The following is an 18,613-nucleotide window of genomic DNA, read 5'->3' as shown; positions in this document are numbered from 1 at the left end:
CTGCTAGCGGCCCTCAGCTCAGGGCCTCGGTCAGCCAGCGCATGAAGGCGGCGTAGTCGGCAGAGATCGACATCGAGATCTCGGAGCCGCCTTCGTTCAGGCTCATCCGGGCGATGTCGTCGAGCGCGACGTGCTCCCGCACGAACCGCACGCCCGGCCAGAGCAACGCCGCCGCCAACGTCAGCGCGTCGTGCTGCATGGACCCCGGGTACTTCGCCATCCACCGGTCGAACTGTTCCCGCAGTACCCGCTCCCAGGGGCGGGCGTCCGGCTGGCCCCAGCGTTGGTAGAGCGCGGACTCTGCCGTGATCTCCATCGCTGGGTTGAAGGTCACGTCCGACACCACGAACGTCGGGTTCCACAGGCCGAGCTCCGGCAGCATCCGGATCGCTGCCTCGGGGTCCACCCGGAAGTTGTGCTCGGCGCGCGACGGGTCGCGGTAGTTGATCGCGCCGCCCATCTGCGTGACCACGAACCGCGGCACCAGCAACGGTTCCTCGCGCTGTAGGCGGGCCAGATTCGACAGCGGACCCATGCCGACCCAGCGGATTTGTCCCTCGATGCCCGCGCAAACCTCGTCGATCACGCCGACGACGTCGGGGTCCTGCCGGGGCACCTCGGGCGGGCAGACGCCGTCCATCACCCACATGCGACTGTTGCCCAAATCGGACCCGGCGACGACGCGTACATCCGGCCGGCCGACCAGATCCAGCAGGTACCGCACGAGCCGCGCCCGCTCCCCGCCGTACTCGTCGCTCGTCACCACCAACCGCAACTCCGGCACCTTCCGAGCCGCCACGATCAACGCCACCGTGTCATCCGGATCCCCACCCAGATCGGTATCAATAATCATCGGCGCCTTCGCAATAGCCGGCATCCCAACCCGCGGCGGCGGCCCGCCCTTCAGCATCTCGTCCGCCATGTCCTCCAACCCCTCAAAGCCCGCGGTCGTCTCGGTGAGGGCCATCCATTCCTCTTCCGGGTCGCTTCCCGTCCCGCCGCCCATCACTACCTCCGCTTGCCCGAGTCGAGTTCAGAACATTCTCTACGAAGACCTTCTTGTCCCCGTCCCCGCCACACTGCTCGTACGCCGTCCAGATCGTCTGCCGCTGCGCCTCGGGTACGTGCGCCCGGTCGAGCGCCCGTTGCAGCAGTGCGACCTGATTCTTGTCCGCGCGATGCACGAACGAGTCGAGGACCTCCGCCAGTCGTGGATCGGTGGATCCGCCGCTGATCCAGGCTCGGATCTCGGTCCGGTACCTCTGCGCACCGTCGTCCAGCCAGGCACGGTAGTTGCCTCCGGCATCGCGCACACCGGCGACATCCGCCGCGAGGTCGACGACCGCATGGAGGTTCACCACCTTGACGCCTTCACGCACCGGAAGATGCTCGAGCCGCGAGGAGATCCGGCCGCGGCTCAGCCCTTCCAGAAGCGCCGGATGATGGCGCTGACCGGTCTGTTCAGGGCCGGCCGAGCCGATGCGGACCGGACTCGACATCGGCCCGTCGAGGAGCTCCTCGACGCTGTTGATCGCAAGCTGATGCGAGAACGTCCTGGAAGCATCCGCAGGCAGCTCGTAGTGCGGCAGGCCACCCCGCGTCTCCGGAGCCGTCAGGTGCACCTCGTACCCCTTCTTGCTCCCGGGATGCGGATCGTACGGCGACCCGCCGTGGAACGCGTACCGGCCGGTGAAGGTCGTCTCCGGATACACCGCCGACAGAAGCTCCTGCGCCGTTCCCTTGTAGCTCGTGTCGAACAGACTCACCCGGCTCCCCGACCGACCGACCGGCACTTGCCGCGAGTGCAGATACTCGGTCAGGACCCGGAAGCCACCGACGGTGTCCGCCGGATCCACCCTCGATGCCACCCGCCGGAACTCGTCGACCTGCGGGAACTGCATCCCGTGGTGGTTCTCGAGATCCTGCAGAGCGTTCTCGACCAGAGCCCGCGACACCACCAGGTTCGAGCAGTTCTGCCGGATGAAGTCGCGATCGAGTGTTCTCATCGCCAGCGCCAGGTGGTGCCCGTCACGGCCCAGACCGAGGATCCTGTCGGTACGACGGGATCCGACATCCTCCCGCAGATCGGCCAGCATGTCGTCGGCCACCCGGACCATCAACGGTGCCGGGAATTCGTAGGCGACAAGATAGGCGTCCCGCAGGGTGGTCAGGTCGGCCGGGTCCGTGAGGCCGAGCTTCGCCGCGATCAGCTGCGCCCGTTCGTTGCCACGTCGCCGTACCTCGTCCGCGTCCATTGCCCAAGTACGCCACATTTGGCCTAAGGCGCGCGGAAGTTATCCACAGGGGTTGTGGCCGAGGCCGGCTTTGCGGGCTTGGATGATGGCTTGGGCTCGGTCGGCGACGTGGAGTTTGGCGAAGATGTTGGAGACGTTGTTGCGGACCGTTTTCGGGGACAGGTAGAGCTCGGTCGCGATCTGGGCGTTCGAGCGGCCGGCCGCGACCAGGGCGAGGATCTCGTGTTCGCGGGCGGTCAGTTGCGGGAACGGGCCGCCGGACGGCGCGGCCGGTGTCGCGGCGAAGAACTCGGCCACACGCATCGCGATCGCCGGCCCGAAGATCGCCTCGCCCTGGGCGACGGCGGTGATCGCGCGCAGGATCTCGCCCTGGTTGGCGCCCTTCAGCAGATAGCCGCGGGCACCGGCGCGCATCGCGGCGAACAGTGTCTGGTCCTCCTCGGCCATCGTGAGTACGACGATCCCGATGTGCGGACTGTCCGCGGTGATGGACCGGGTCGCCTCGATCCCGTCAAGCCGCGGCATCTGCACGTCCATCACCACCACGTCCGGCTGCAGTTCGCGAGCCCGTTCCACCGCCTGCACCCCGTCGGCCGCCGTACCGACGACCTCGATCCCGTCCAGCGAGCCGAGCAGCATCGCCAGCCCGTCGCGGTACACCGGGTGGTCGTCCGCCAGCAGAACCCGCACCGCCTCACCCATGAGCAACCTCCGGTACGGCGTCCAACGGCAACCGGACCCGTACCTCGGTGCCACCATTGACCGGGCAACTCACACTGCACACTCCCCCGAGCTCCGCGGCCCGTTCCCGTAACGACAACATCCCCACGCCCGCCCGCACGTCCTCCCCGATCCCCGTCCCGTCATCCGTCACCGTCAGCTCCAGATCCCCCGCCACCCGCAGCACGATCGAGCACCGCGACGCCCCAGCGTGCCGCGCCACGTTCGTCAACGCCTCGGACGCAATCCGGTACGCCGCCACCTCGACGCCGGCCGGTAGCGACCCGATCGGATCGGCCTCGACGGACACGACCAGCCCGCTGAGCCGGAAGCGCTCCGCCTGCTGCTCGATCGCCCGTACCAGCCCCAGCTCGTCCAGCGCCGGCGGCCGCAGATCGTGCACCAGCCGGCGTACGTCGGACAGCACCGCACCGACCTCGCTGGTCGCCTGCTCGAGCATCCGGTCGGCGTCGTCCGGCGCGGACCTCGAGAGGTTGCGCGCGGTTTCGATCCGCAGCGCGACCGCCCCGAGACTCGGCCCGAGGCTGTCGTGCAGATCGCGCCGGATCCTTCGCCGCTCCTCCTCGCGGGCGGCCACCAACCGACTCCGGCTGCGCCGCAACTCCCCGCTCAGCTCACTCGCCCGCGCGGCCGCCGCAGCATGCCGGACCAGGTCGCCGAGCAGCCGCTGGTCCCGCACCGACAGGCGCGTCCCGTCGCCCGGACAGAACACCAATCGGCCGATCGACTCACCCCGGTACCCGACCGGCAACGCGTGCAGCGGACCCGCGACGCGTCCGTGTTCGACGATCGCCGTACCGCCGTCGGACCGTTCGATCTCGACCCGCACGTACGGGAGCCGGAACGCCTCGGCCAGCGACCTGGCCACCGTGCGCAGCTGGTCGTCCGGATCCGCCGCCGACTCCAACCGCTCCGCGAGCGCCGACATCGTCGCGTACGGATCGTCCCGCGATCCGCGCACGAGTCGACGGGCCCACCGCCACAACCGACTCCGCACCGGCGCATACAGCACCGCGACCACGGCGATCGCGACCAGGGCCGCATCCCGCTCACCGAGGACGCCGCCGGCGATCGCGAACACCGCGAGGTCGATCCCGACCACGAGCACCGCGAGGACGCCGTACAGGAAGGTGGCCGAGAGCAGGCGGTCGACGTCGTACAGCCGGTGCTTGGTGACCGCGCCGACGATCGCGGCCGACGTGAGGGCGATCGCGAGTCCGAACAGGACCGCGGGTACGGCGGGTGGGTTCTCCATCGGCACGATCAGCACCAGCATGTCGACCAGCGCCGCCCACATCAGCCACCGGATCTGTGCCCGCCGCTCGGCCGGCGCCCCGCGGTACCGGTGGACGGTCACCGCGAACGGTACGACGAGACTCACGATCACCCCGGCATACGCGACGGGCAGTACCGCGGCCCACACGCCGTACGGCAGGTTGATGCTGATCGGGTCCAGCGCCAACCGCTCGATCTCCGGCGGCAGCGCGGCGCCGTGGTACCGCTCCATCACCCGCATCGGCGCGATGAGCAGCAACACCGGCAACAAGGTGGTCAGAGCCAGGCTCGCGATCGACAACCGCCGCCAGAACTTGGCCGTCGGCAGCCGCCCGTCCGGGAAGAACAGGATGAGCACCGGCAGCCCGAGCAGCAGGAACGCGCCGAAGCGTGCGTAGAGCCAGTACGCCGCCGACGCGCCCGGCAGACCGGGATCGGTGTAGATCGCGTACGTCGCCCAGCTCGACGCGAACCCGTCCACGATCCACAACAGACCCGACCCGGTCAGGATCCAGGCGATCGGATGGCGCGGTAGCCGACGCAGGAGCAGCAGTCCCGGCACGACCTGCGCGAGCCCGGACAGGGCCGCCGCCCAGCCAGCCTCCAGCTCGGCTGCCGCAGGTGCTCCGGCGCCGTTCACAATGTCCAGCGCAACGGTGGCAGCACTCAGCAGGAGCGCGACCGCACCCAGCGCCGCCGGCCCCCAGCCCCCGCGTCTCCCCTCCCCCATCGCTGCATTGTGACCCAGAGTGTGTCCCGCCGTCGCGGGTCCGCTGTCCCGACTTGCACGGGACACCATCAGAGACACCAGAAGGGACGCCGGACCCTGCCGCCCGGGTCACCCTCTCCGGGAGAGTTCAAGGCACAACGAACCTCAGGGGGAGGAACCCGCAATGACCACCACACCAGCCAGGGCCCGCACCGATGTCGTGCCGGCCGTGCAGCCGGCGACCGGCCTGGCCGATTCCACGATCCGCAAGCTCGGCCTCGGGCTGACGGCTGGAACGCTCGCCTGGGCCGCGAGCATCTTCGCCTTCACCACCGTCGCCGACGGCGTACCGGGCCGGATCGGCGACCTCACCGGTCTCGCCTTCCAGCTGGGTGTGTTCTGCCTGCTGGCGGTCCAGTACAGGACCCGCGCGACGGGCCCGTCGACCGTCCTGCTGAAGGTCGAGGCAGTGATTCTCGGGATCGCGAGCGTCTGGTCGCTCCTGCACGGCGTACTGCCGTCGAACCTGCAGGACGCCGCGTGGCTGGTCCCGATGGATATCTGCTGGCCGCTCTCGATGCTGGGAATGATGGTGATCGCCGTCAAGATCGCACTGGCCGGCCGCTGGCGGGGCCTGCTGCGCTGGTGGCCGCTGGCCGCCGAGAGCTGGGCGATCGTTACGGTCCCGTCGCTGTTCCTGTTCGGCGACGGCGTGGCCCGCTGGGTCGGCGGTTTCCACCTGCTGATCGGGTACGCCGCCCTCGGCGTACTGCTCGCCGTACGGCCGGAGCTCGTGAAGAACTCAGAGCTCGTGAAGAACTGAAGACGCCGAAAGGGCGCCACCCGTCACGGGTGGCGCCCTTTCGCTTTGTCGATCAGCGGGCCATCGGCCGGCCGGCTGGTGCTGCTGCCGGAGCTGCGATGGCAGCCGCTTCTTCGTCGATGTCTACTACGGCGCCGCTGAACTGGGCGTTGTAGAGGCGGGCGTAGGCACCGTCGACGGTCAGGAGCTCGTTGTGGTTGCCCTGTTCGACGATGGCGCCGTCCTCCATGACCAGGATCAGGTCGGCGTCGCGGATGGTGGACAGACGGTGGGCGATCACGAAGCTCGTACGGTCGGAGCGCAGGGCGGCCATGGCTCGCTGCACCAGGACCTCCGTGCGGGTGTCGACCGAGCTCGTCGCCTCGTCCAGGATCAGCAACTGCGGGTCGGCGAGGAACGCGCGGGCGATGGTGAGCAGCTGCTTCTCACCGGCGCTGACGTTGCTGCCTTCCTCGTCGATGACCGTGTCGTAGCCGTCCGGCAGGCTGTGCACGAAGCGATCGACGTACGTCGCCTTCGCCGCGGCCAGCATGTCCTCCTCGGTGGCGTCCAAGTTGCCGTAGAGGAGGTTGTCCCGGATGGTGCCGCCGAACAACCAGGTGTCCTGCAGCACCATCCCGATCCGCGACCGGAGATCGTGCCGGGTCAGCTCGGTGATGTCGACACCGTCGAGCGTGATCCGGCCGCCGTTCAGTTCGTAGAACCGCATGATCAGGTTGACCAGCGTGGTCTTCCCGGCACCGGTCGGACCGACGATCGCGACCGTCTGACCAGGCTCCGCGATCAAGGACAGGTCGCTGATCAGCGGCTTCTCCGGGTCGTACGAGAACGACACGTGCTCGAACTCGACCCGGCCGCGCGCGTTCGTCACCTTCTCCGGCGTCGCGTCGTCCGGCACCTGCTCCTTGGCGTCCAGTACTTCGAACACCCGCTCGGCCGAGGCGACACCCGACTGCAGCAGGTTCGCCATCGACGCGACCTGCGTCAGCGGCTGGGTGAACTGCCGCGAGTACTGGATGAAGGCTTGGACGTCGCCCAGCGACATCGTGCCGGACGCGACCTTCAACCCGCCGATGACCGCGATCACCACGTAGTTCACGTTCCCGATGAACATCATCAACGGCATGATCAGACCGGAGATGAACTGCGCCCCGAACGCGGCCTTGTAGAGCTCCTCGTTCTTCTCGGCGAAGTTCGCCTCGATCTCCTTCTGCCGGCCGAAGACCTTCACCAGCTCGTGACCGGTGAACGCCTCTTCGATCTGGCCGTTCAGCGCTCCGGTGTGCCGCCACTGGGCGACGAACCGGACCTGCGACCGTTTCGCGATCGCTGCCGTCAGCACCATCGAGATCGGGATCGTGACCAGCGCGATCAGCGCCAGCAGGGGCGAGATCACGAACATCATCGTGATCACGCCGATCACCGTCAGCAGCGAGGTGAGCAGCTGGCTCAGCGTCTGCTGCAGGCTGGTCGAGATGTTGTCGATGTCGTTCGTCACCCGGCTGAGCAGCTCACCGCGCGGCGCACCGTCGAAGTAGCTCAGCGGCAGCCGGTTCAGCTTGTCCTCGACGTCGGACCGCAGCGTCATGATGGTCCGCTGTACGACGCCGTTCAGGATGTACCCCTGCGCCCACGAGAGGAAGAACGCACCGGCGTACAGCAGCAGGACGCCGAGCAGGACGTTGCGCAGGGCATCGAAATCGATGCCGACGCCGGGGATCAGGTCGATCCCCTGCAGCAGGTCCGCGAGCCGGCCGTTTCCGGACGCGCGGGTCTGCTCGATGACCTGCGCCTTGGTCAGCCCACCCGGCAGGTGCTTGCCGATCGCGCCGGCGAAGATGATGTCGGTCGCGCGACCGAGGATCTTCGGACCGAGCACCGACAGCCCGACGCTGCCGATCGCGAGCAGGACCACGACGGTGACCTGCGCCCGGTGCGGCCGCAGCCGGCCGAGCAGCCGCTTGGCCGATGGCAGGAAGTTCAGCGACTTGTCCCCCGGAATACCTCCGGGCGGACCGAACCCACGACCGGTCGTCGGCCGCTCCGTCGCCTTGACGGTCTTCGCCGCCTGCCCATCCGCAGGAGCCGGACCTTGTCCGTTCGCCGGACCTTGTCCGTTGGGGGACGGCTTCTGTTCGTCGCTCATGCCGCCTCCTCCGCGGACCGCTGGGACTCGACGATCTCGAGGTACGTCGGGCAGTTGTCCAGCAACTCCTGATGCGTGCCCTGACCGACGATCGCGCCGTCCTCGATGACGATGATCTGGTCCGCATCGATGATCGTCGACACGCGTTGCGCGACCACCACCATGCAGGCGTCCCGGGTGACCGGTCGCAGCGCCGCCCGCAATCGCGCGTCGGTCGCCAGGTCGAGCGCCGAGAACGAGTCGTCGAACAGGTAGATCTCCGGCTTCCGGACCAGCGCCCGCGCGATCGCGAGCCGCTGCCGCTGCCCACCGGAGACGTTCGTGCCGCCTTGCGCGATCGGCGCGTTCAGTCCTTCCGGCATCGCCTCGACGAAGTCCTTGCCCTGGGCGATCTTCAACGCCGACCAGAGCTCCTCGTCGGTCGCGTCCGGGTTGCCGTACCGCAGGTTGCTCGCGACCGTCCCGGAGAACAGGTACGGGCGCTGTGGGACCAGCCCGATCCGCTCCCACAAGGACTCGGGCTCGATCTCGCGGACATCGATCCCGTCCACGAGCACCCGTCCTTCGGTCGCGTCGAACAACCGGGGTACCAGCGACAGCAGTGTGGTCTTACCCGCACCGGTGCTGCCGATGATCGCGGTCGTCTGGCCCGGCGAGGCGACGAAGCTGATGTCCCGCAGGACCGGCTCGGCGGCGCCCGGGTACTTGAACGAGGCGTGCTCGAAGGCGAGCTGGCCGCGTCCGGTGAAGGTGGTGATCGGCGTGACCGGCGGCCGCACCGACGAGTCGGTGTCGAGCACCTCGGAGATCCGGTCCGCGCAGACCGACGCCCGCGGCACCATGATCATCACGAAGACGCCCATCATCACCGAGAACAGGATCTGGATCAGGTAGCTCAGGAACGCGGTCAGCGCGCCGACCTCCATCGTCCCGCTCTCGATCCGGGAGGCGCCGAACCACAGCACCGCCACGCTGGACACGTTCAGGATCAGCATCACGGTCGGGAACACCAGCGCCATCAGCCGCCCGGCCCGGATCGCGGTGTCGGTCAGGTTCCCGTTGGCCTCGCCGAAGCGCTCGACCTCGTGCGGCTCGCGGACGAACGCGCGGACCACCCGGATGCCGGCGATCTGCTCGCGCAGCACCCGGTTCACCCCGTCGATGTTCTTCTGCATCTTCCGGAACTGGGGCACCATCCGGCTGGCGATGAAGCCGACACAGCCGGCCAGCAGCGGTACGGCGACCGCGACCAGCCAGGACAGTCCGACGTCCTCGCGGACCGCCATGATCACGCCGCCGACCATCGTGATCGGCGCGGCGACCAGCATCGTCGTGGTCATCACGACCAGCATCTGGATCTGCTGTACGTCGTTGGTGCTGCGCGAGATCAGCGTCGGCGCACCGAACTGGTTCACCTCACGGGCGGAGAACTCCCCGACCCGGTGGAACACCGCGGCCCGGACGTCCCGCCCGAACAGCGCGGCCGTCTTCGCACCGAAGTACACCGCCGTCACCGTGCAGGCGATCTGCAGCAGACTGACCGCCAGCATCCAGCCGCCGGTGGCCATGATGTAGCCGGTGTCGCCCTTGGCCACACCGTTGTCGATGATGTCGGCGTTCAGGCTGGGTAGGTAGAGGGAGGCGATCGTCCCGATCAGCTGCAGGACGACCACCAGGGACAGGTTTCCCGCGTACGGACGCAGGTGCGTACGCAAGACGCGAACTAACATCAATCATCCCCAGAGTCGTGACGATGGGCTCCGTCGAGTGCGTACTCGACAGGCCCTCCGGTCGCCGGGTGCTCGTGCGTGCGGACACCGTCGAGGGCGAAGTCGACGATCTCCTCCGCGGTCAGCACCTGACCGCCGGAAATCATTGGGTGGGTCGCGGAGAACGTGATCATCGCGATCCGCCGGACCACTTCTTCGGGCGTGAACCGCAACTGGGCCGCGTCCGGGCGGATCAGGTCGGCGAACAACTTCTCCGCCGCCTCGATGTCGGCCTTCCGCCGGGCCTCGTCCTCGGGCGAGGGCTTCCAGGACGGCGGGCGTGCCATCCGGAGCGCGAACAACAGTTTGAAGACGCCGCGTAGCCGGCTCTGCTGGGCGTCGACCGCGGCGACCATCCGGTCCCGCAGTTCCAGCTCCGGATGGATCCGCCGGAGCATCTCGGTCAGCGGAGCGGAGTCGAACGCGGTCCGCAGCGCGGCCTCGATGAGGGCGTCCTTACTCCCGAACGCGCGGAAGATGGTGCCCTCGGCGATGCCGGCCGCCTCGGCGATCTGCTTGGTGCTGACCTCCGGGCCGAACTCCTCCAGCAACGGCAGCGCGGCCTCGACGATCGCGGCGCGCCGCTCCTCGGGGGGCAGTGGGGTTGCTCGTGGACTCACGAGATCCAAGGTAACTGAGTGAGTACTCACTCACAACTTCGTTTACCGGTCCGGCGTAGACCGGTTCGCCACCAGCGCGAAAACGCCGTCCAGCACCCGCTGCAGACCGTACTCGAACGCGTGATCGACATCGTACGGCGCGTCGAACTCATTCCCGACCGTGGTCCCGACCCGGGCCGCGAGCGGGAACTTCGCCAGGTCGGAGATCTGGTCCAGGTGCGGGACGTGCGCCAGCCACCACTCCTTATCCGTCATCCCGGACCGCTGGATCACCTGCCGCGCTTCGACCGCCGTTCGCACCGCGCCGTGCACGAAGCCGTTGACGAGCGCGACGGTCGCGTCCATCTCGACGTCGGTGAGCCCGATCCCCTCGACCGCGGACAGCTCCCACTCGTACTTCGCCATCACGTTCGGCCCGAGCGGCGGCCGGCTGATCGCGACCTGGAGCAGCCACGGGTGCCGTAGATACAGCTCCCGGTTCTCGCGAGCGACCTCTTCGAGCGCCGCCCGCCAGTCCCCCGGTACGGCGCGGCGCGGCAACTCGCCGTACACGGTGTCGAGCATGACGTCGAGGAGCTCGCCCTTGCCCGGGACGTAGCGGTACAGGGTCATCGCGCCGACACCGAGCTCGTCGGCGACCCGGCGCATCGACATCGCGGCCAGTCCCTCGGCGTCCGCGACCCGCAGCGCGGCCGCGACGATCTGGTCGACGGTCAACGCCGGCCTCGGGCCGCGGGTCGGCCGCGGGCGGCGGCGCCAGAGCAGCTCGAGGCTCTTGGCCGGGTCACCGCTGCCGCTGTGCTCCTGATTCATGTGCGTGATCCTGGTCGATCGGCTATTCTTCGTACAGTGTACGCAGTTGACCTCAGGTTAAGTCGAGGTTCTAGCGTCGGGTTTTGTCGGTGGTGTGCGGAATCATCGACGACCCCAGCCGACCGAGTCAGCGGAGCACTGCCGTGAGTATGGAAATGACCGCGTGGAACTCGCTGTACCACGCGATGCACGCCCAGGACGACAAACGCCCCTTTTCCCGGGTGACGCTACGGCGGATCCTCGCCTTCGCGCGCCCCCACCGGACCCAGCTGATCTGGTTCCTGATCATGAGCGTCGGTGCCGCCGTGCTGGCGGTCGCGACCCCGATCCTGGCCGGCAGCGTCGTCAACGCGATCGTCGGCGGGAAGGCCTTCGACGTCGTACTGCGACTCTCGCTGCTGATCGCGGTGATCGCCATCGCCGAGGCCGGGCTGAGCATGCTGACGCGGTGGCTGTCGGCGCAGATCGGTGAGGGCCTGATCCTCGATCTGCGGACGGCCGTGTTCGACCACATCCAGCGGATGCCGATCGCCTTCTTCACCCGAACCCGGACGGGCGCGCTCGTCTCCCGGCTGAACAACGACGTGATCGGCGCGCAGCGAGCGTTCAGCGACACCTTGTCGGGCGTGGTCGGCAACCTGGTGATGCTGGTGCTCACCCTCGTGGCGATGCTGCGGATCTCGTGGCAGATCACGCTGCTCGCGCTCATCCTGCTGCCGATCTTCGTCATCCCGGCGCGCCGGGTCGGTTCCCGGTTGGCCGGTTTGCAGCGGGAGGCGGCCAACTACAACGCGACGATGAGCACCCAGATGACCGAGCGGTTCTCGGCGCCGGGCGCGACGCTGGTCAAGCTGTTCGGGCGGCCGGCGCGGGAGTCGACGGAGTTCGCGGTGCGGGCGCGGCGGGTGCGCGACATCGGCGTCCGGACCGCGATGGTGCAGTGGCTCTTCGTCACCGCGCTGACGCTGGTGTCGGCTCTGGCCCTGGCTGTCGTCTACGGGCTCGGCGGGTTCCTGGCGCTCCGGGATCAGCTCGATGCCGGCGCGGTCGTGTCGATGGCGCTGCTGCTCACCCGGTTGTACTCACCGCTGACCGCGCTGGCGAGTGCACGCCTCGAGGTGATGACGGCGCTGGTGAGCTTCGAGCGCGTCTTCGAGGTGCTCGACCTCGAGCCACTGATCAAGGACAAGCCGGACGCGGGCCGCGTGCCCGAGGGACCGGTCGCGGTGGAGTTCGCCGACGTGAGCTTCGCCTACCCGTCGGCGGACAAGGTCTCGCTCGCCTCGCTCGAAGAGGTCGCGAAGCTGGACACCCGCGGCGGTGTCGAGGTGCTCCACGAGGTCTCGTTCCGCGCCGAGCCCGGGCAGATGATCGCGCTCGTCGGCTCGTCCGGAGCCGGCAAGTCGACGATCGCGCAACTCATCCCCCGGCTGTACGACGTGGACTCGGGTGCGGTGAAGCTCGCGGGGGTCGACGTCCGTGACGTGTCGGCGGAGTCGTTGCGGCAGACGCTCGGGATGGTCACCCAGGACGGGCACCTGTTCCACGACTCGATCAGGGAGAACCTGCTGCTCGCGCGCCCCGAGGCCGCGGAGGAGGATCTCTGGGACGCGCTCGAGCGGGCGCGGCTGGGTGAGCTGATCCGGTCCTTGCCGGACGAGCTGGACACGGTGGTCGGCGAGCGTGGGTATCGGTTGTCGGGTGGCGAACGGCAGCGGTTGACGATCGCGCGGTTGCTGCTCGCGCAGCCGCGGGTGGTGATCCTCGACGAGGCGACCGCGGCGCTCGACTCCACGAACGAGGCCGCCGTACAGGCCGCGCTGACCGAAGCGCTGGCCGGGCGTACGGCGGTGGTCATCGCGCACCGGTTGTCGACGATCCGGGCCGCCGACCAGATCCTGGTGATCGAGGCCGGGCGGATCGTGGAGCAGGGCCGGCACGCGGAGTTGCTCGCGGCGGGCGGGCGGTACGAGGAGTTGTACCGGACCCAGTTCGAACAGCCCGGGACCGAGACAGTTCCAGTCTGAGTCCGGTCTGACGTTTCATTCATCGAGTAGGAGGTTGTCGGGTTGGTGGGCACGGGGCAGGAGCTGGCTGGATACGCGGTGGTCTTCCAACCAGCCGATCCACCACGGACGAGCCAGATCGCCTTCTGGGATGCCTCAGGTGCCCCACTCCCCCTGGGTGTGGGCGAGCAGGTAGACCTGCACCTGGTCGTCGACGGTCAGCTTCAGCAGGTACCAGCGATCCAACTGCCTGTTGCTGACGCTGTCCCCGTCCTCGGGCGGATGCGGCGTGCGCCGGGGTCGCATCCGTCGGCGGCCTTCTGGGGAGGGGCGTCGCTGGTCGCACTCCAGCTGGTTGCCCGGGGCAAGCTCCTCCCCGGCGTCTCCCCCGCGGGCCACGACGCCTGGCGCGTCGGCCCGCTGGACCCCGAGGACATCACCCGCGTCCTCACCCTCGCCGAGTCGATGCCCGCCTCGGCCCGAGCGCTGCCACTGCCGGGAGACGAGGTACGGCTACCGGTCGCCGAGGACGTGGTGCGGGAGTTCCTGGATGCGGTCGCCGACGGGATGCCTCGATCGCCGGCCGCCGCCAAGGCACACCAGACAAACCTGTTCACCGCCACCGCACCGCAACGCGCCGATCGTCTTCGTCCCTGGGCGGACGAAGTCTCCGCCGGTCTCGACACCGGTGTCCGCATCTCGCTCCGGATCGACATGACCGAAGCGCTCGCCTTCAGCGCCGCCGTCCAGCTGCACAGCCTCAAGGACCCAACGCTCGTGCGCGACGCCGACGACGTCTGGGCCGAGGACGTTCCCGGCTTCGGACCGCGCGCCCGTATCGACGCCACCCTGGCGATCCGGCGTGCGGCCCGTGTCTGGGCGCCACTCGGTCGCCTGCTCGACTCCGCCGTACCGGATCGGATGGAGTTGGCGGATGAAGAGGTCGCCGATCTGCTCGCTGGGTCGGCGCAGCGGTTGGCTGCGGCCGGTGTCGACCTGCACTGGCCGCGTAGCCTCGGCCGCGCGCTCAAGGCCCGTGCTGCGATCACCTCGGCGGATGGTCCGCCGAGTGACATGCCCGGGTTCTTCGGCGGTGCGAAGACGCTCGACTTCAGCTGGCAGGTTGCCCTCGGCGACGATCCGCTGACCGAGGCCGAGCTCGACCAGCTCGCCGAAGCCACCCGCCCGGTGGTCCGGCTCCGCGACCAGTGGATGCTCATCGATCCCGAGCTGGCGCGCAAGGCCCGCGAACGCGTCCTCAAACCTGTCACGGCCATCGACGCGCTCGGCGTCGCGCTCACCGGCACCGCCGAGATCGACGGCCAGCAGGTCACCGTCACGCCGACGAAGTGGCTCGACGATCTCCGCGCCCGGATCGCCGACCCCGACCGCGCCGACGAACCGATCGAAGCGCCGCCCGGTCTGAACGCCACCCTGCGCGACTATCAGCTCCGCGGCCTCCGCTGGCTGGCCCGGATGACGTCGCTCGGCCTCGGTGGCTGCCTCGCGGACGACATGGGCCTCGGCAAGACGATCACGCTCATCTCCCTACACGTTCAACGCCAGCAGTCCGACGACACCGCCGGCCCGACGCTCGTGGTCTGCCCTGCCTCGCTCCTCGGCAACTGGGAGCGCGAGGTGCAACGGTTCGCGCCCGGCACTCCGGTGCGGCGGTTCCACGGCACGTCTCGTTCACTCGACGACGCGCGCGAGGGGTTCGTGCTCACGACGTACGGCACCCTGCGGCGCGACGCCGTACGGCTGGCCGATCATCGGTGGGGGCTCGTCGTCGCCGATGAGGCGCAGCACGTGAAGAACCCGACCTCCGGTACGGCGAAGGCGCTGCGGACCGTCCCCGCGCAGGCGCGGGTCGCCCTGACCGGTACTCCGGTGGAGAACAACCTCTCCGAGTTGTGGGCGATTCTCGACTGGACGACGCCCGGGCTGCTCGGGCGGCTCGGCAGCTTCCGGAACCAGTGGGCGACGCCGATCGAGGCGGACAAGGACGAGCAGGTCGCGGCGCGGCTCGCGAAACTCGTGCGCCCGTTCCTGCTGCGCCGGCGGAAGTCGGACCCGGGGATCGCGCCGGAGTTGCCGCCGAAGACCGAGACCGATCAGCCGGTGTCGCTGACGCGCGAGCAGGTTGCGTTGTACGAGGCAACGGTTCGCGAGTTGATGGACGAGGTTCGCGCGAGTGACCGGATGGCGCGCCGCGGGCTGATCGTGAAGCTCCTGACCGGTCTCAAACAGATCTGCAACCACCCGGCGCAGTACCTCAAAGAACCCGGCGACGCGCGGCTGACCGGTCGCTCCGGCAAACTCGAGCTCCTCGACGAGCTCCTCGAGACCATCGTCGCCGAGGACGGCGCAGTCCTCGTCTTCACGCAGTACGTCGCGATGGCCCGGCTGCTCGAGCGGCATCTGGCGGAGCGCGGGATACCGACGCAACTGCTGCACGGCGGGACACCGGTGCCTCAGCGCGAGGAGATGGTGGATCGCTTCCAGGCCGGTGAGGTCCGCGTGTTCCTGCTCTCGTTGAAGGCTGCGGGCACCGGGCTGAACCTGACGCGTGCGGATCACGTCGTGCACTTCGACCGGTGGTGGAACCCGGCGGTCGAGGATCAGGCGACGGACCGGGCGTACCGGATCGGGCAGACGCGGCCGGTGCAGGTGCACCGGTTGATTGCCGAAGGCACCATTGAGGACCGGATCGCCGGCATGCTCGCCGCCAAGCGCGAGCTCGCCGAAGCGGTGCTGTCGGGCGGCGAGGCGGCCCTCACCGAACTCTCCGACTCCGAACTGGCCGACCTCGTCGAGCTCCGGGCAGGTGCCCGATGACTGAGGCACAGGGATTCCCGGCGTTCGGGATGCAGCGGCGGAGTACTCGCGGGCGGTCCTGGTGGGCCCGGGCGTGGGTGCAGGCGTTGGAGGACACGTCGCTGGACAACGGTCAGCTCCGCAAGGGCCGCCAGTACGCGAACTCGGGCCAGGTCGGCACCATCACGATCAGTCCGGGCCGGATCGCGGCGACCGTCTACTCCCCCGAGGACACCTACGAGTCCGTCGTGTACGTCGACGAGCTGAGCGACGACGACTGGCGCCGGTTCCAGGAGCAGGTCGCCGCGCGTGCAGGGCACATCGCCGCGTTGCTCGACGGCGAGATGCCGCACAGCCTGGTCGAGGCCGCGGCCGACGCCGGCGTCACGCTGCTGCCGGGCATCGGCGATCTCGACCCGAGCTGTACGTGCGACGCCTGGGAACTCCCCTGCCAGCACGCGGCCGCGCTCTGCTACCAGGTCGCCTGGCTGCTCGACGCCGACCCGTTCGTCCTGCTCCTGGTCCGCGGCCGCACCCGCGAGGCCCTCCTCGACGATCTGCAGGCCGCGTCCACCCAGCCTGTCGAGGAAGCGGGCGTCTCGGTCGCCGACGTCCTGTCCGAGATCCCGGCCGAGCTTCCCGATCCGCCGGAGCTCCCGGCGAAGATCGGTCCGGATGAGCTCGCGGTGACGGGCATCGAACCGCCCGACGGCTTCGGGCCGCAGGCCCTGCAGGTGCTGGTGCTCGACGCCGCCCGCCGCGCGCGCTCGATCCTGAACGCGCTCCTGCACGGCACCGCCGAGCCACAGCCGCTCGACGAGTGGCAGGACTCCGTCCGGCTGGCCACCGACTTCCCCGAGCTCGTCACCGCACTGACCGAGTCCACCGGGCGGAACCTTGCCCCCGGCATCGAAGCCTGGCGGTACGGCGGCGCGCCCGGCCTCGACGTACTGGAGCACACCTGGACTCCCGATGCGGCCGACCTGAACCGCGCACGGACCGAACTGCTCGCTGCGGACGACGACCTGACCATCACGACGTCAGCGAACCACTTGACGCTCGGCGCGGACAGTCAGCTCCGGCTCGATCGCCACGGCCGCTGGCACCCGTACCGGCTGGTCGACGACACGTGGACACCGGCCGGCCCGCCGTCGAAGGACCCGCTGGTCGTGAACTGGTAGACCGGCTGCGTCAGGAGGTGACGGGGCGCATCGCCATGCCCTCGGTGCCTGCCCAGGTCGTGACGAGCTGGCCGTCGTCGGCCTCGAAGGAGGTCACGGGCATCTTCACCCGGACCGGCTCCGGCGCCGGGGCCTCGCCGCCGGGGCTTCCGAGGCTGATCGCGATGAACTTCACCGTGTAGGTGTCCCTGTGACCGCCGGTGGCGAGCACGCCGGCGTACGCCTTCTCGCCGGGAGCGATGGTGATGACCTCGCCGGGTTCGGTCCCGGCCTTGACCGGGGCCGGGCGCTGGGCGTTCCCGAGCGTGACCTCCGGGTAGTTCGCGACCTCGCACTTCGTGGCGCTCGTGTTGGTGGCCTCGAGCATCAGGTGCCGGACCTGCTCACCTTGCGCGTCGTAGTTCGTGACCGTGAACTTCAGGTCGTCCATCGCGCACAGCTCGACGCTCGCCTCGCTCGGCTTCTTGGAGGTCGTCGACTTGGCCGGCTTCGCCGACGGACTCGTGCTCGCCGAAGCGGTCGGCGTCTCTGAGGTCGCAGCGGTCGTTGCCGTAGACGACGGCGTCGTACTGGCTGAAACAGTTGCGTCGGAAGGCTTTCTCCCGTCCGTCGCATTGGCCGAGCCACACGCCGCGGCCGTCAGGAGCGCAGCGGTGACCCCGGCTCCCACGACGTACGTTCTCCATTTGCGAAGACCTTGACGATTCCCCCGAGCGACAACCTTCATAGCAACTCCCCTTGTCATAAGCGTCATCGGAAACTCAGGAGAATTGACGCCTCACCCTCGGTTAAAGTTGGGTTCGACTTCGGAGGAGGTGAGTTGATGACCGCGCGATCCCGCGCTGCGGCACGTCCGGCAGCGCGCTCAGTCCTGCAGCTCATCCACTCATCCTCCGGAAGGACATTCCGTTGTCCCAGCTGTCCTGGAACACCCGTGTCGAGACGCCGTCCGACATCCAAACCCTGCGCTCGCTGACCCGCGATGCCTTCGGCCGGCAGTACGAGGTCGACTTCCTCGACGCGCATCGCGCCTCGCCGGCCGCCTGGATCCCCGGCCTCTCGTTCGTCGCAACGGTCGACGACCGGCCGATCGCCTACGCGCTCCTCACCCGCTGTTACGTCGGCGACGTACCGGTCCTGTCGCTCGGACCGGTCGCCGTGCTTCCGGCGTACCAACGGCAAGGAGCCGGTGGTGCCGCGATCGAGGCCGCCCTGGCGACAGCGCGTGATCGTGGTGAGCGGGCGGTCGTGGTGCTCGGTCACGATACGTACTATCCGCGGTTCGGATTCCGACAGGCTACTGAGTTCGGTATCCACCATCCGGAGTACGACGGACCGAACCTGATGGCGATCGCGCTCGGCAACCACGACGTACCGGCCGGCGACCTGCGGTACCCGGTCACCGTCTAGCAGCGGTCGTAAAAGGTTCAGTCAAACTCGCCGAATCACTTGCGCACC

At 68.8% G+C, this 18,613-nt stretch carries 15 protein-coding genes; 6 read left to right on the top strand and 9 right to left on the bottom strand.

The annotated features are described in order from the left end of the window. Positions 1-13: 13 nt before the first annotated feature. From AC0662_RS06085 to AC0662_RS06070, 4 genes are read right to left on the bottom strand one after another with little or no spacing between them, the layout of a single operon-like run. Positions 14-967: a nucleoside hydrolase gene (locus AC0662_RS06085; protein WP_452202824.1), complete on the bottom strand. Its 954-nt coding sequence runs from the start codon at positions 965-967 to the stop codon at positions 14-16. Further along, entirely contained in the window at positions 936-2,255 is a 1,320-nt protein-coding gene (locus tag AC0662_RS06080) for a hypothetical protein (protein WP_452202826.1), read from the bottom strand. The genes AC0662_RS06085 and AC0662_RS06080 overlap by 32 nt, the downstream gene beginning before the upstream one ends. 39 nt (positions 2,256-2,294) lie before the next feature. Beyond that, on the bottom strand, positions 2,295-2,957 hold the full coding sequence (locus AC0662_RS06075) for a response regulator transcription factor (protein WP_478298862.1): 663 nt from the start codon (positions 2,955-2,957) through the stop codon (positions 2,295-2,297). Then, on the bottom strand, positions 2,950-5,001 hold the full coding sequence (locus AC0662_RS06070; RefSeq protein ID WP_478298860.1) for a sensor histidine kinase: 2,052 nt from the start codon (positions 4,999-5,001) through the stop codon (positions 2,950-2,952). Before AC0662_RS06070 ends, AC0662_RS06075 begins: the two co-directional genes overlap by 8 nt. A gap of 163 nt (positions 5,002-5,164) precedes the next feature. On the opposite strand from AC0662_RS06070, the gene AC0662_RS06065 reads away from it, so the two are divergent. Next, on the top strand, positions 5,165-5,803 hold the full coding sequence (locus tag AC0662_RS06065; RefSeq protein ID WP_478298858.1) for a hypothetical protein: 639 nt from the start codon (positions 5,165-5,167) through the stop codon (positions 5,801-5,803). A 52-nt stretch (positions 5,804-5,855) separates the two neighbouring features. Here the strand turns inward: AC0662_RS06065 and AC0662_RS06060 are convergent, their stop codons facing one another. From AC0662_RS06060 to AC0662_RS06045, 4 genes are read right to left on the bottom strand one after another with little or no spacing between them, the layout of a single operon-like run. Beyond that, entirely contained in the window at positions 5,856-7,949 is a 2,094-nt protein-coding gene (locus AC0662_RS06060; protein ID WP_452202834.1) for an ABC transporter ATP-binding protein, read from the bottom strand. Further along, positions 7,946-9,679 (bottom strand): ABC transporter ATP-binding protein, encoded by a 1,734-nt coding sequence (locus AC0662_RS06055; protein WP_478298855.1) that lies wholly within the window; start codon positions 9,677-9,679, stop codon positions 7,946-7,948. The genes AC0662_RS06060 and AC0662_RS06055 overlap by 4 nt, the downstream gene beginning before the upstream one ends. Continuing rightward, positions 9,679-10,338: a TetR/AcrR family transcriptional regulator gene (locus AC0662_RS06050; RefSeq protein WP_452202838.1), complete on the bottom strand. Its 660-nt coding sequence runs from the start codon at positions 10,336-10,338 to the stop codon at positions 9,679-9,681. Before AC0662_RS06050 ends, AC0662_RS06055 begins: the two co-directional genes overlap by 1 nt. 42 nt (positions 10,339-10,380) lie before the next feature. Continuing rightward, positions 10,381-11,151 carry a TetR/AcrR family transcriptional regulator gene (locus tag AC0662_RS06045; protein ID WP_452202840.1) on the bottom strand — a complete coding sequence of 257 codons (771 nt, stop codon included), beginning with the start codon at positions 11,149-11,151 and terminating at the stop codon, positions 10,381-10,383. Between the two features lie 155 nt (positions 11,152-11,306). Between AC0662_RS06045 and AC0662_RS06040 the strand changes: the two genes are divergently transcribed. From AC0662_RS06040 to AC0662_RS06030, 3 genes are all read left to right on the top strand, one after another. Next, positions 11,307-13,178: an ABC transporter ATP-binding protein gene (locus tag AC0662_RS06040; RefSeq protein ID WP_452202947.1), complete on the top strand. Its 1,872-nt coding sequence runs from the start codon at positions 11,307-11,309 to the stop codon at positions 13,176-13,178. A 261-nt stretch (positions 13,179-13,439) separates the two neighbouring features. After that, positions 13,440-15,995 (top strand): DEAD/DEAH box helicase, encoded by a 2,556-nt coding sequence (locus AC0662_RS06035; protein ID WP_478298853.1) that lies wholly within the window; start codon positions 13,440-13,442, stop codon positions 15,993-15,995. Further along, entirely contained in the window at positions 15,992-17,155 is a 1,164-nt protein-coding gene (locus AC0662_RS06030; protein ID WP_478298851.1) for an SWIM zinc finger family protein, read from the top strand. The genes AC0662_RS06035 and AC0662_RS06030 overlap by 4 nt, the downstream gene beginning before the upstream one ends. A gap of 10 nt (positions 17,156-17,165) precedes the next feature. Here the strand turns inward: AC0662_RS06030 and AC0662_RS06025 are convergent, their stop codons facing one another. Beyond that, a complete protein-coding gene (locus AC0662_RS06025; protein WP_452202844.1) occupies positions 17,166-17,585 on the bottom strand; it encodes a DUF4232 domain-containing protein in 420 nt (139 codons plus the stop codon). Between AC0662_RS06025 and AC0662_RS06020 the strand changes: the two genes are divergently transcribed. Further along, positions 17,566-17,856: a hypothetical protein gene (locus AC0662_RS06020; protein ID WP_452202846.1), complete on the top strand. Its 291-nt coding sequence runs from the start codon at positions 17,566-17,568 to the stop codon at positions 17,854-17,856. The genes AC0662_RS06025 and AC0662_RS06020 overlap by 20 nt on opposite strands. A 208-nt stretch (positions 17,857-18,064) precedes the next feature. After that, positions 18,065-18,565 carry a GNAT family N-acetyltransferase gene (locus AC0662_RS06015; RefSeq protein WP_452202848.1) on the top strand — a complete coding sequence of 167 codons (501 nt, stop codon included), beginning with the start codon at positions 18,065-18,067 and terminating at the stop codon, positions 18,563-18,565. The last annotated feature ends 48 nt before the right edge of the window (positions 18,566-18,613 follow it).

The sequence above is a fragment of the Kribbella sp. NPDC043289 genome, assembly GCF_056436705.1.
This window is presented reverse-complemented; position numbering and strand designations above follow the sequence as displayed.